Genomic DNA, 13,202 nt, shown 5'->3' on the forward strand with positions numbered 1-13,202 from the left:
AGGGGCCGCGGGACGACGAGCGCAGCCCGATTCCCGTGCGGTGAAGGGGAGTCCGCGCAGCCTTCGGCCCTGCCCCGGCCGGGGCTACGATGCCTGTCATGCACCCCCTGCCCTCGCACGAGAGCCTCGTCGCCGAACTCAGGGAACTGCGGCCCCGCGGGCTGCCCGGGCTGCGCCACTGCACCAGGGACGCGCTGCGCGAGGCCGGCGTCGCGGCCGGCCTGTGCACCGGGCCGGAGGACGAGCTGAGCGGCATCGAGGAGCTGCTGGGCTCGGCGGTGCGGCGGCTGGCCGGCGGGCGCCCGGTGCGCGACGACGACTCCTGCGATCCGCTGGCCCGCGCCGCCGCCCACTCCTTCGGGCTCTTCGCCGCGCGGCGCGGGGTTCCCGGCACCGACCGGCGCAAGGCCGCGGCCGGGGTCTACGGCGTGACCACCGAGCGCTTCCGCAAGAGCCAGGAGCATGTCGTGATCGCCGAACTCGCGGCTGCGGTCCTGGCGGTTGCCCGGCACGCGGATACCGGGCAACCCCCGGACTCCGTGGCCGAGTTGGCCGGTACGGCTGCTCCGGCGGCGCACGTGCACGCGGCCGGGTCCGGCTCCGGGCTCGCGCCCCGGCGCCCGCCGCGCCCGGCCGCCCGGGCGGCGCTCCCGCCGGGCCGCGTCACGGTGTGGACCTGCCCGATCGAGGAGGTGCGGGGCGTGGACATCCTGGTCTCCTCGGAGAACACGTATCTGGAGATGTCCAAGACCTTCCGCCCCACGGTCTCCGGCGCCCTGCGGCGGGCCGCCGCCCTGCGGGACGCCGCGGGCGAGATCGTGGACGACGTCCTGTCCCGGGAACTGGACGTGTGGCTGCGCAGGAACGGCATGAAGGGCATGGCCGTGCGGCCGGGCACGGTCGTCGCCACACCGTCCGGCGCCCTGGCCGCCCAGGGGGTACGGCGCATCCACCACCCGGCGATCGCCACCCCGGTCGCGGACGGCGACCGCTACCATGTGTCCCCCTCCGTGCTCGGCGAGGCGGTGCACCGGTGCTTCGCGCTCGCCCGCCACGAGAGCGAGTCCCTCTCCTTGCCGATGTCCTCGATCTGCTTCCCGCTGCTGGGCTCCGGCCGGGGCGGCCTGCCCGTGGAGACGGTGGCCCGCCGGCTGCTCGACGCGGTCCGCGAGGAACTGCGCCGGGACCCGTCCTGGTCGGTGCTGCTGGTCACGCCGCAGGAGCGCCACGCCCGGCTGCTCAAGGCCGCCAGCTCCGCTCCGTGAGCGCCACCCCGCTCTGCTTCAACTGCCGTTCCAGTTCGGCGAGTTCCCCGCGCAGCGGGACGCCGTAGAGCCGTAGCCCGCCGTCCTCGCCGCAGGCGGTCTGCAGACGCCCTCCGGTCTGCTCCCCGTCCAGGTGCGGGGCGTACCGCAGGGCGCCGAGCGGGGTCAGCGGGACGATCCGCTGGTTGGCCGACCCCCGCCAGGCCAGCCGGGTGGGCTCCGCGACCCGGAACCGGCCGGTGATCACGGCGTCCGCGCCGGCGAGGGCCGCCCGCCGCGCGGGCGTCAGCTCCCCGGGCTCGTATCCCGTGTACACCAGCAGGTCGGCGGGGCGGGACCCGGCGCTCCCCACGCGGCGCCGGGTCGCGTCCCGCAGGCGGGCCGCCGCGGCCAGGAGCCGCCGCAGCGCCGCCGTCTGCTGGAGGGGTTCGCCGCCGCTGACGGTCAGGCCGTCCGCGCCGTCGGCGAGGGCGCGCCGCCACAGCGCGAGCACCTCGCGGACCGTGGCCGTCGTCCCCGCCCCGGGGTCCCAGGTGTGCCGGGACATACAGCCGGGGCAGGCCAGCGAACAGCCCTGGAACCAGATGCCGAGCCGTTTGCCCGGGCCCAGCGTTCGAAGCGGGTAGTGCGTCCCCTCGAGGCGCAATTCCACGGCATCTCCTCCTCGCACCGGCTTGGAGTATCCAGCGCGCCGAGGAAAGCGCGCAATTGCCCAAATGCCACTGCCCGGTTGCCCGCAGGGCGGGATCCGGTTGTTTTCCGGAACACCACAAAGAATGATCTGCTCCCCCTCAAATCACCAGTCCCGCAAGGGGATTCACTCCGCTACTCTCTCCCCATCGCGGCGCCTTCCCACCCGGACCGCCCGCGACGAATGGGGGAACTTTCGAAATGATCAAAGAGGTTCGAATAAATGTCCGGGTCCGTCGGCTGAAAGCCGGGCGCATGTCATCGGCGCGCGCCCGGTTCCACGGCCGCCGGGACGCGGGCGGTCTCCGGGAATTCCTGCGGGAGTCGGCGGCGGGCCGCACACCCGACGGTGACGGCCTGCCGCCCTATGTGCTGGGTCTGCACGCGCAGGTGCGGCGCAGCGCCGCCGGGCTGCGCACCCGTACCCTCGCGGCCCATCACGGGCTGCAGACCCGGATCCAGGCCGAGTCGGTGCGGGTGGTGACCCAGTACACGGTGCGCCGGCAGCCGGCGCCGGCCGCGCTCGCCCGGTTCGGGCGGATGGTCGGCGAGTGGCGCTCGGCCGCCTCCGTGTACCGGCAGCAGGCCCAGCAACTCGCTGACGAGGCCAACCAGTTGATCGCCTGCTACTGGGACGCCGCCTGGGCCCGCACCCGGCGCGACGGCCATGTCAGCGGTGCGCGGCCGACGGGCTGGCTGCCCGGGGAGATCACCCTGGACCGGACCTGGGCCCGGCTCGACGACGGCCTGCTCAGCGACCGCTGGTACGCCCCGGAGCGGGCCGGGCACGACGCCGATCCGTCGGCCGTCGCGCAGGCACTGCACATCCTCGATCACCAGGCCGCGCGGGGCGGTCCGGGGCCGGCGCGCGGCGGCGACGCCACGTCCGGCCTCGGCCGGACATGACCCCCGTGCGCCGCCCGTTCGCCGCCCGTCCGCCAGGAAGGCCAGGGAGCATCATCGTGCATCACTCGGCCCGAACCGCCCGCCGGTCCCCCGTCCGCGCCGCCCGCCGTATCGCCCTCGTCGTCCCGCTGGTGTGCGCGCTGTCCGCCCTCGTGTCCTGCACCAAGCAGGAGGCGGCCCTCACCACACCCTGCGGGGTGGTCGTCGACGGTTCGGGGTCGGCCGCCGCGACCAGGCAGGGATTCAACTCGGAGGCCAAACTCAAGGACTCCCTCGTGGAGTTCCTCACCGACCAGAAGTGCAAAACGGTGGACTTCGCACCCATCACCCGTTCGTCGCGCAGCTCCTCCTGCCGGCAGGAGCAGGTGGATCTCGACCCGCCGCACGACGCGAACACCGACCAGAAGGTCCAGCGGGCGAATGCCCTCAGGAGCGCCGCCGTCGCGGCGCTCGCGGAGCTGAAGTGCGCGCGCACGCAGAACGGTTCGGACGTGTGGGGCGGGCTGGCCCGCATCGCGGAGACCGTTCCGCACACCGGCAAGGCGCCCAGACTGCTCGTCGTGAGCGACTTCGACCAGGCCGACCCGGAGTTCGCGCTGTCCCGCCAGGACATCACCACCGAGGCCGCCCGGGCCAAGGTCATCGATTCGCTCGTGCAGAAGCGGGGCCTGCCCGGCATCAAGGGGATGGACGTCTTCCCCGTCGGGCTCGGCATGCAGTACGGAGCCGATCCCAGCGAGGCCGCGAACTTCGAGTCCTTCTGGGTGCAGGCGCTCGAGGGGAGGGCCGGGGCACATGTCGACAACCACTACAAGCGCTGAGGCGCCGCAGCCGCGCCGCAGGCGGCTCGCGCGCTATGTGCCGCTTCCCGGGCGGACCCCGGAGCAGACCGGCCGGCCCCGGCCCGGTACTACCGCCGGCGCGCCCGCCGGCCGTCGGCCCCTGGTCATCGAGGACAGGTCCGAACGCGGCCTGCTCGCCGAGGCCCGCAGGAGAGGCAGCCAGGCCGGCGAGAACGGGACGCTGGACCCGTGGGTGCTGGGCAGCGGCGACCGGGTGCCCTACTTCGCGGAGCTGGCCTCCCTGCGGGACGCCGTCGTGCACCGGATCGGGGAGGACCTGAGCCTGCGGGAGGAGGAGGCACGGCTCGAGGACGCCCGGGCGGCCTCCGACGTGACCGCGGGCGAGACCGAGACCCGGCTGCTGGAGGAGCGGCTGCGGGAGGCCGAACGGGACATCGACACCACCCGGCGCCAGCTCGACCTGCTCGCGATCCGCTCCTCGCGCTGGCTCCGCTTCCGCGACCGGCTGCGCGAACGGGTGGAGGACCGCTGGCTGCGCGCCCGTTTCCCGGACCCGGACGGCCCGCCCGGCAACCCCGCGCCCGACCCGGCGGAGTCCGGCTCCCCGGACGGTGGCACCGATCAGGGCGCGGACCCGGGCGACGACTGGCAGTCGGTGGCCACGGCGGGCACCGGCGTGAACGGCGCCTCGGCCGCCGCGCTGCGCGAGGAGATCCGCGCCGCCCGGCGGGACACCGCGAGCGCCGCCTCCGGCGAGGGCTGGGAGGGCCTGCAGACCCGCCCCGGTCTGCCCCGGTGGCTGACCGTGGTCCTGCTCGCCGTCATCATGGCCGTGGAGGTGCCGGTCTACTGGGTCGCGTACCAGCCCTTCCACGGGATCGGCAGCACCGGCGGGGATCTGCTCTCCGGTACGCTCGCGATCTCGTCCGCGGTCGTCATGCTGACCCTGCCGCACCTGGCGGGGCTCATGCTGCGGTGGCGCTCGGCGACCGGGTCGCCGCGCAGCGGCTGGCTCCCGGCCCTGTCGTTGCTCGGCGTGTGGGGCGCTCTGACCTGGCTGCTCGGCACGCTGCGCGCCAAGTTCGTGATGCAGCACGACACCGCGGCCCCCACCGGGGGCGACACCTCGGGCTTCCGCGGGCTCGGCGGCTCCTCGGCCGACACCACGACCCTGGTGGACCGGCTGCATCTGTCGGCCCAGACGGTGACCTGGCTGTTCTGCGCGCTGCTGCTGCTCTCGGGCGGCGTCGGCTTCCTGCTCGGCCTGTTCCGGGAGCACCCGTTCCTGGACGCCTTCCGCACGGCGGTGGAACGGCGCACGGGGCTGCAGCGGCGGCGCGAGCAGAGCATCGTCGCCACCGAACAGGCCAGAGCCGCCCAGGAGACGGCCGAATCCCGCCGGCAGGACCGCAGGGACGCCGCGGGCGAGCGCATCGCCACGGCCCGCAAGCTGTACGAGGCCGCCGCCCACGAGTACCTCGACGGGGTGATGTCGGCGGCGAAGGACCCCGCCGTCACCGAGTCGGCGATGCGGCTGTCCCAGAACTGGCCGCTGCTGCCGGCCGCCGTGCGCGAGCGCTGAGGACGCACAGCCGGCCGCCCCGGCCCTCGTCAGGGGGCCGGGGCGGCCGCTGTGTCCGCGTCCCTCACTCCTCGGGGAGGGAGACGAGCGCGTGCAGCGGCGCCAGCAGCCGGTTGACCGCCCGGACGTCGTCGGCCGAGGCCAGCCGCAGGCAGGCCTGCGGGCGCGGGTCCAGGGGCGCCTCGGGGCAGCGGTCCTGGAACAGCTGGAGCGCCCGGCGCGGCCGGCAGCGCTTGGAGGTCCACCACAGGCCCTGCACCTTCGGGCAGCGTTCACGGATCACCCGCACCCAGTACCGGGTGCCGGCGTACTCCTCGGTGTCGATCAGCCAGTCGTCCTGCCAGACGGCGGCCAGTGCCTCGGCGGTCGTGAGGTCCACCAAGGAGAGGTCCGCCGTGGTGCGCAGCGCGGACAGGACGTACCGGGACGCCTGCGCCCAGGGGATCAGACGCACACCGGCGTCGCCGAACTCGACCGACCTGAGCAGCACTTCGGACAGGGCGGTGACCGGGTCGAGGGCCGCGTAGAGGTAGGGGTAGGGGTCCTGCCCGGTGGGGTCGAAGCGGCTGCCCTTGAAGAACTCGTGCGCGACGTTCGGGTTGAACTCACCGGCCGCGTACCGCGCCTCGTGGCACCGCCACAGCACGGTGCCCGCCGGCAGGATGTGGCACACCGGCGTCATGGGCACGCCCTCGAGCGGAATCTGACGTGCCATCAGAGCGCTCCGGCCGGTTCGGCGGCGGCGCGCTCCAGCACGTCGTCCGGCAGGACGCCGAGCAGGTCCGCGGGGATGCCGCCCAGCCAGCTGTTGCCGCCCAGCCACCAGTCGGCGGCTCCCCAGGGGTCGCGGTCCGCGCACAGCAGCGCGTTGATCCGCCGTACGACCGGCAGCGGTTCGGCCGTGCCGGGCCGGAACTGGAAGCGCGGGTAGCGGATGCCCCGGTCCGGGTCGCGCAGCCGGATCAGACCGCCGGGTGCGCCCGGACCCCCGTACGGCTCCGGGCTCCCGGACGCGCCCTGGCCGCCGGGCAGCGCGGCGCGTTCGGCCTCGCTCAGCGCGGGTGCGGCGAGCAGCCGGCGGCGGGCCGCGCGCAGCAGTTCGGCGGGGTCGGGCGGCGGGGTGCCGAGGACGTCGATCACCGCGTCGATGGTGGTGAGGGAGGGCAGTTTTGGGGTGCCGGCCGCATAGCGGTGGCCGCCGAGTGCCTGGCAGACGGGGTGGCCGGGCGGCAGCGCGGACAGGGTGCGCTTGAGGCGGCGCACCGTACGGGCGACGGCCGACGGGTTGCCGGCGGCTGTCTCCTCGCGCATCTCCCGCAGGATCCCGGACAGTTGGCCTAGGGCCTCGTCGTCCAGCGCGGTGATGACGGTGGTCCAGTGCCGCTCCAGCAGCCGCAGCAGGTCCTGGGACGTCATGCGCGCTCTCCTTCCTGCGGCCGGGCGTGTGCCACCGCCGGTGCCGGTGCCGTCGCCGGTGCCGGGTTGCCGTGGTGGACGAACGCGGCCCAGGTGTCGGGCCGTTCGCGGAAGTCCTCGGTGAGCCGCCAGGCGGCCGCGATGCCCTTCAGCGCCGGGACGGGCGGGCGCTCGTCGGGTGCGGTGAGCATCCAGCGCTGGGCGGCGCGCAGCGCGTCCGGCGGGGCGAGGCCCCGGGCGAGCGCGTCGTGCAGCACGAGCATGAGCAGCTCGGACGCCCTGTCGTCGACCTTCCACCGGGAGCCGATGGCGTCGGCGGCCAGCCGGTGCACCAGGACCGAGGTGACGGTCAGGGCCTCGTCGTGGTCGCGGGTGGTGAGGTCCGTCTCGCAGCCGCCGCACACGACCAGCGGCCCGGCCGAGCGGAAGGCGTCGCCCTCGCCGGGTGCCTCCAGCAGGGTGCTCAGGGTGAGTTCCCCGCCGCCGGACGCCTCCGCGGCCCCGGCGGGCGCGGCCAGCCTGAGGGCCGAGCGGGTGGGGTCGGGGCCGGCGAGACCGTGACAGGCCAGGTGCACCAGGGAGGCGGGGGCGGCGGCCCGGCCGCCGAGCAGGGCCAGGACCGCCTGAGGGGTGGCGGGGTCGTCGTCGGGGTGGTGGACCACCGCCCCCGGATAGAACACGCCGGCCAGGGTCTCGATCTCCTCCTCGGCCCACTCCAGGTCGTCCGCCCCGTGGAACACCAGGGCGGGCCGTTCGGCGGGTGCCATGCGCCGGCGGGCCACGGCGCGCAGGAACTCCCGGCCGGAGGCGGCGTGGGTGAGGACGGCGGCCTCGCAGGCCCTGACGGGCCGCGCCGCGCCGTGACCGGCGGGCGGCCGCAGCACGGCCGCCGGCCAGGGGACGACGCCCAGTTCACCGCAGGGCACGACGACCAGGCGTACGGCACCGCCGGCGCCGGCTCCGGCCGGGGTGCCCGGCACCTCGGCGCGGGCGCGGTCCCACCCGCCGAGGCGGTCCAGTGCGGGGCCGAGCACCTCGCCGGCCCACGTGCACAACCGGTCCAGGGCGCGCAGCCGGCGCTGTTCGGCGCGGCTCCTGTCGCTCTCGCCGGCGGCGCCGCCGGCATCCAGGCTCTGGCGGCGCGCCCCGGCCGCCAGGTACTCCGCGACGGGCCCGCGTCCGGCGGGGGCGAGCGAGGGCAGGGGCAGCTCCTCGACCGGGCCGTCACGGGTGACGAGCAGCACGGCACCGTCCGGATCCTCGACGCCGGGGACGAGATACAGCAGCGCGTCCGCCGACGACGCCCGCAGACCCGCGCGCAGGTCCCGCAGGGAGGCGGGCCCCGGCTGTACGCCGGCCGCGCCGCGCTCCCGCAGCACCTCCAGCGAGCGGCGCCGCACGTCACCGGGCAGGCCCGGGGCGCCCCCGCCCGCCGCGGCCAGCACCTTCAGCGGGGAGCGGTCACGCAGGTCACCGATGCCGCCCGGGCCCGCCCCGGCGGACATCTCCCGCAGGGAGCGGTCGTCGCCCTGCTCCCAGACGGGGTCGGCGGCGGCGCGCCAGCGCTCGGCCAGGGCGCTCTCGCCGAGGGCGGCCAGCCGGTCGGCGACGCCCGCCGAGACGGCCGCCGCGCCCAGCACCAGGGAGCGGCCCGCCTCCAGGCACGCGAGCGCCTCCTCGGCGTGCCCGGCGCGCAGGGCCCAGAAGGCCGCGCGGCGGCCCCGGTCGGCCGCCGCGCGGGCGATGCGCAGGCCGCGGCCGGTGCCCTGCTGGAGCAGGACGTCGTCGGCACAGTGCCGCAGTGAGGCGCGGGCGAGTCCCACGGCGGCCAGCAGGTCCTCCTCGGCACCGGGCGGGTCCGCCTTCAGGGCGGCGCGCTCGGCGCGCAGTTCGGCGAGGTCCCAGGTGAGGCGGGCGCGGCCCGGCCCGCCGTCGGGCAGTTCCGCCAGCGCCCGCTCCTGTTCGGCGATCGCCTCGTCCAGGGCCCCGGCGTCCCCGGTGAGCCGGTGCAGGGTGTCCAGGGCGAGTGCGATGCCGGCGCGCGCTCTCGGCCGGAAGTCGGAGGCGAATCCGGGGACGTCCAGCGCGGCCCGGGCGCGCCGTACCCCCTCGGCGATACGGCTCGGGTCCGACTCGGCGATCGCCGTCAGGGCGATCAGCGGGCCCCAGGCGATGTCGAGGAGGTTCCGCAGCGCGGGCATGTCCACCGAGGTCTGCACGGCCCGCTGCAGGTGGTGCGCGGCCGCCCGCAGGTCCGCGGTGCGCTCCTCGGCCGACGCGGCGAGCACGACGCGGCCCAGGTAGGCGCTGCCGAGGAGGAACCCGGTCAGCGTGCCGGTCCATGCCTCGGCGCCGGCGTAGGTGTCGTCCAGTTCCAGTTCGCACACGGCGTCGATGACGTCCTCGACCGCCCCGGCGTCGCCCCGGTCCAGCGCGGACGTCAGCCGTTCCTGGAGCCGGATGCACTCGCCGCCCAGGCGCAGGGTGGCGGCCGGGCCGTTCGAGGGGGCGTCGTCCCACTGCCGGGCCTCCAGCAGGGCCCGGGCCATGTCCTCGTCCTGGAGGCTGCCGCCGGTCAGGGAGGCGCCGACGAGCAGCCCCGGCACGACGGTGCGGAGCCACTCGCTGTGCACGCGGCTGTCGAGTTCCCCGGCGGCCGACGCCTCGTGCATGAGCCGCAGCGCCTCCCGGAACCCTTCCATGTCGCCGGTGCGGGCGGCGAGGGCGACATGGAAGAGGGCGGCGATCATCCTGGACGACAGGGACGTGCGGCCGTCCGCCCCCGCGCCGGCGCGCCGCGTCCCCGACAGTTCGGCGAGGATCCGGGACACGTCCTGCTCTTCGATGCTCCCGGGTGCCATCACCTCGCCGAGGGCGAGCAGCTGGGTCAGCAGGTCCCGTTCCCCGGCGCCGGTGTCCGGCTCGCCGGCCGGCGCGTCGCTCGTCCCCTCCGGCTGCTGCGGGAGCGCGCCGAGGATCTGCTCCATCGGGCCGACCAGCACCGGCGCCAGGGCGGCCAGCGGCTGCGGCAGCGCCGCGTCCGCCGTAGCGGCGATCCGCCGGCCCCCGCGGAAGAGCGTGGCGGTGTCGCCGGTCTGCAGGGCGTCGGTCATCTCGCCGAACACGCGGAAGGTGTCGCGGTGCTGGGGCGTGATCCGCGGGTCGTCGCCTTCCAGCAGCAGCCGCATGAGCAGCGCGGTGTCCTCCAGGATGCCCGGACCCCCCTGGGCCAGGGGGGTGCCGAGCCGGGACAGGGCCACGACCCGGTCGACGATCGACTCGCCGGACGGCGCGGCCGGGGACTCGCCGCCCAGCCGCACCAGCCGTGACGCGAGCAGCGCCAGCAGGTCCCGGCGCGCCGCCTCCCGGTCCGCCTCGCCGAGCAAGGCCGACGTACGCGCTTCGGTGAGCAGGGGCAGCGCCCGCTCGCGGTCGGCCGCGTCGCCGTCCAGGACGAACCGTACGGCGTGGCACCGGCCGAGCCGCGCGGCGACCGCGGCGGCCGTGGCACCACCGTCGTGCGCCGACGCCGACTCACCGTGGAGCAGCGCCAGTTCCTCGGTGAGGGCGTCGAGCGCCGGCCCCCGTGTCCCCTCGTACTCTCCCGGGTCCAGCGGTACGCAGAACCCGTCCGTGCGCGCGAGCGCGGCCGCGGCACGGCCGGCCGCGGGCGGTGTCCCGGCTTCCGTCATGCGGCATCCCCTCCGCTGCCATGGTGCCCGTCCCCCCGGCCCGGCAGCCGGGTTGCGGCGCACTTCGCGGGATCCTGCCGGACGACGCCCGGCTCCCGGCCGGTTCGCGCCCGGACTGCGCGCGGCACGGGCGGGCCGAAGCCCGCCCGCCACGGCCGGAGTCGATCCCGTTCAGCCGGTTCGCCGCCCCCGCCCCGAGGCCGCCGTCAGGGCCAGGTACAGCACCAGGGAGGTGCCGAGGCCCACCGCCCAGCCGTAGTCGGCGAGGGAGGCGAGGGCCGGGATGGGGCGGCCGTCGATCAGGGGCCTGAAGCTGGCGCCGCCGACCGCGAGGACACCGCCCGCGAGGAAGGCGAGGACCGCCCGCCAGTTCCAGCCGCCCGCGTACCAGTAGCGGCCGCCCGCGCGGTAGAGGTCGGCGAGGTCCAGGCGGGTGCGGCGCACCAGCCAGTAGTCGGCGACGAGGATGCCCGCGACCGTGCCGAGCAGACCGCCGACCAGGCCGAGCCAGGTGAAGATGTAGCCCTGCGGGTCGGAGTACAGCTTCCAGGGCAGGATCAGTACGGCGAGGACGGCGGTGATCAGGGCGCCGGTGCGGAAACTGACCTTCCGGGGCGCCATGTTGGAGAAGTCGAAGGCCGGGGAGACCAGGTTGGCCGCGATGTTCACCGACAGGGTCGCGACCAGCACGGTGACCAGGGCGTAGAGCAGGCCGGCCACGTTGTCCGTCTTGGCGGCGAGCTGCACCGGGTCCCAGACCGGCTTGCCGTACACCGCCTGCGAGCCGGAGGTGACGAGCACGGACAGGAACGCGAAGAGGGTCATCGTGGTGGGCAGGCCGAGCGCCTGGCCCCAGGTCTGGGCCTTCTGGCTCCTGCCGTAGCGGGTGAAGTCGGGGATGTTCAGCGACAGCGTGGACCAGAAGCCGATCATGCCCATCAGGGAGGGCCAGAACAGCTTCCAGAAGCCGCCGCCCCAGCCGAGCCTGGAGGGCTGGTCGAAGAGCGGGCCGACGCCGCCGGCCTTGCTGCTCATCCACCCCAGCATCACCAGCGCGCCGACGATCACGAAGGGCGCCGCCCAGTTCTCGAAGCGGCGGATGGTGTCCATGCCCCGCACGATGATGGCGACCTGCAGGAGCCAGAAGACGGCGAAGGACAGCCACATGGTCCAGGCGTGGCCGCCGACGCTCGCGGCGTTCGACCAGCTGTCGCCGATCAGCTTGCCGGCGAGGAAGTAGATGGCCTCGCCGCCGATCCAGGTCTGGATGCCGAACCAGCCGCAGGCCACCAACGCCCGTACGACGGCGGGCAGGTTGGCACCGCGCACCCCGAAGGAGGCGCGGGCGAAGACCGGGAAGGGGATGCCGTACTTGGGGCCCGCGTGCCCGGTGAGCAGCATCGGGACGAGGACGACCAGGTTGGCGAGGGCGATGGTGAACACCGCCTGCTTCCAGTCCATGCCGACGGCGATCAGGCCGGAGGCGAGCGTCCAGGAGGCGGTGTTGTGGGCCATGCCGACCCACAGGGCCGAGAAGTTGTAGGTCGTCCAGGTGCGCCCGGCCGCGGGGACCGGGAGCAGGTCGGCGTTGGCGTAGGGGCCGGCGGGCGGCGGGGTGCCGGGGGCGAGTTCCACGCGTCCGTCGGCGAGGGTGACCTGGCCGGACGGGGGTATGGCCGCGGGGGCGGTGTCGGTCATGGGCGGTCCCGGAGAGGTGAGACGGGTCGGGGAATGCCGTGCGGGCGGCGCGATGGGGGGTGCGCGGGCGGGCGCCCTGTGCCCCCTCCCCGGGCGGCGGGGAGGGGAGACCAACGGGGGTGTGCCGGTCAGGAATTGACCGCGGGGATCACCCGGGAGCCGTAGGCGTCGATGGTGGCTTCCTGGGCGTCGTGCATGTCGTACACCGCGAACTGGTCCACGCCCAGCGCGCGCAGTGCCTTCAGTTTCTCGATGTGCTTCTCGGCGGGGCCGATGACGCAGAAGCGGTCCACGATCTCGTCGGGCACGAAGGCGGTGTCGGGGTTGTCGGCGCGTCCGTGGTGGGCGTAGTCGTAGCCCTGCCGTGCCCTGATGTAGTCGGTGAGTGCGTCGGGGACCTGTGCGGAGTGTTCGCCGTACCGGGCCACGAGGTCGGCGACGTGGTTGCCGACCATGCCGCCGAACCAGCGGCACTGCTCGCGGGCGTGGGCGAGCGAGGCGGGCGAGTCGTCGGCGGTGACGTAGGCGGGGGCGGCCACGCAGATCGTCACCTCGGACGGGTCGCGTCCGGCGGCGACGGCGGCGTCCTTGACGGCCTTCACCATGTACTCGGTCAGATACAGGTCGGACAGCTGCAGGATGAACCCGTCGGCCTCCTCGCCGGTCATCTTCAGCGCCTTGGGGCCGTACGCGGCCATCCACACCGGGAGTTCGGCGCCCTCCTTGATCCACGGGAAGCGGATCTTCGTGCCGCCGAGGTCGGCCTCCTCGCCCCGGGCGAGGGAGCGGATGACCTTCATCGCCTCGCTGATCCGGGCCAGGGTGTTGGGTTTGCGGCCGGCGACCCGCATCGCGGAGTCGCCGCGGCCGATGCCGCACACGGTGCGGTTGCCGAACATGTCGTTGAGGGTGGCGAAGGTGGAGGCGGTGACCTCCCAGGTGCGGGTGCCCGGGTTGGTGACCATCGGGCCGACCGTCAGCTTCTGGGTGTTCGCCAGGATCTGGCTGTAGATCACGAACGGCTCCTGCCACAGCACGGCGGAGTCGAAGGTCCAGCCGTACCTGAAGCCGTTGCGCTCGGCCCGTTTCATCAGGCTGACGACACGGGAGGCGGGGGGATCGGTCTGCAGCACCAGTCCGAAGTCCATGG

The 13,202-nt window shown here is 75.0% G+C and carries 10 protein-coding genes; 4 read left to right on the forward strand and 6 right to left on the reverse strand.

Going from position 1 to position 13,202, the window contains the following annotated elements:
• Positions 1-98: 98 nt before the first annotated feature.
• Positions 99-1,265 carry a macro domain-containing protein gene (locus A6P39_RS10465; RefSeq protein ID WP_234378915.1) on the forward strand — a complete coding sequence of 389 codons (1,167 nt, stop codon included), beginning with the start codon at positions 99-101 and terminating at the stop codon, positions 1,263-1,265.
• Here A6P39_RS10465 and A6P39_RS10470 read toward each other — a convergent pair.
• Positions 1,240-1,917, reverse strand: coding sequence for a 4Fe-4S single cluster domain-containing protein (locus tag A6P39_RS10470; protein WP_067045979.1), 678 nt, complete (start codon positions 1,915-1,917; stop codon positions 1,240-1,242). The two genes, A6P39_RS10465 and A6P39_RS10470, sit on opposite strands and share 26 nt — an antisense overlap.
• A gap of 293 nt (positions 1,918-2,210) precedes the next feature.
• Here A6P39_RS10470 and A6P39_RS10475 point away from each other — a divergent pair, with 293 nt between their 5' ends.
• The 3 genes from A6P39_RS10475 to A6P39_RS10485 are packed head-to-tail and all read left to right on the forward strand — an operon-like array spanning position 2,211 to position 5,246.
• On the forward strand, positions 2,211-2,861 hold the full coding sequence (locus tag A6P39_RS10475; protein ID WP_067045981.1) for a hypothetical protein: 651 nt from the start codon (positions 2,211-2,213) through the stop codon (positions 2,859-2,861).
• Between the two features lie 56 nt (positions 2,862-2,917).
• The gene (locus tag A6P39_RS10480; RefSeq protein ID WP_079133392.1) at positions 2,918-3,682 is read left to right on the forward strand and encodes a hypothetical protein; all 765 of its coding nucleotides are present in this window, start codon (positions 2,918-2,920) and stop codon (positions 3,680-3,682) included.
• Complete coding sequence (locus A6P39_RS10485) at positions 3,657-5,246, forward strand: hypothetical protein (protein ID WP_067045983.1); 1,590 nt, start codon at positions 3,657-3,659, stop codon at positions 5,244-5,246. The genes A6P39_RS10480 and A6P39_RS10485 overlap by 26 nt, the downstream gene beginning before the upstream one ends.
• A 64-nt stretch (positions 5,247-5,310) precedes the next feature.
• Here the strand turns inward: A6P39_RS10485 and A6P39_RS10490 are convergent, their stop codons facing one another.
• The 5 genes from A6P39_RS10490 to A6P39_RS10510 form a co-directional block, all read right to left on the reverse strand.
• Entirely contained in the window at positions 5,311-5,961 is a 651-nt protein-coding gene (locus tag A6P39_RS10490) for an RES family NAD+ phosphorylase (protein WP_079133394.1), read from the reverse strand.
• Positions 5,961-6,662, reverse strand: coding sequence for a hypothetical protein (locus A6P39_RS10495; protein ID WP_067045985.1), 702 nt, complete (start codon positions 6,660-6,662; stop codon positions 5,961-5,963). The genes A6P39_RS10490 and A6P39_RS10495 overlap by 1 nt, the downstream gene beginning before the upstream one ends.
• Positions 6,659-10,354 carry a CHAT domain-containing protein gene (locus A6P39_RS10500; RefSeq protein WP_067045987.1) on the reverse strand — a complete coding sequence of 1,232 codons (3,696 nt, stop codon included), beginning with the start codon at positions 10,352-10,354 and terminating at the stop codon, positions 6,659-6,661. Before A6P39_RS10500 ends, A6P39_RS10495 begins: the two co-directional genes overlap by 4 nt.
• Positions 10,355-10,525: 171 nt before the next feature.
• Complete coding sequence (locus tag A6P39_RS10505; RefSeq protein WP_067045989.1) at positions 10,526-12,052, reverse strand: NCS1 family nucleobase:cation symporter-1; 1,527 nt, start codon at positions 12,050-12,052, stop codon at positions 10,526-10,528.
• Between the two features lie 128 nt (positions 12,053-12,180).
• A complete protein-coding gene (locus A6P39_RS10510; RefSeq protein ID WP_067045991.1) occupies positions 12,181-13,200 on the reverse strand; it encodes a TIGR03842 family LLM class F420-dependent oxidoreductase in 1,020 nt (339 codons plus the stop codon).
• Positions 13,201-13,202 lie beyond the last annotated feature (2 nt).

The sequence above is a fragment of the Streptomyces sp. FXJ1.172 genome, assembly GCF_001636945.3.
In the GTDB taxonomy this organism is placed as follows: Bacteria; Actinomycetota; Actinomycetes; order Streptomycetales; family Streptomycetaceae; genus Streptomyces.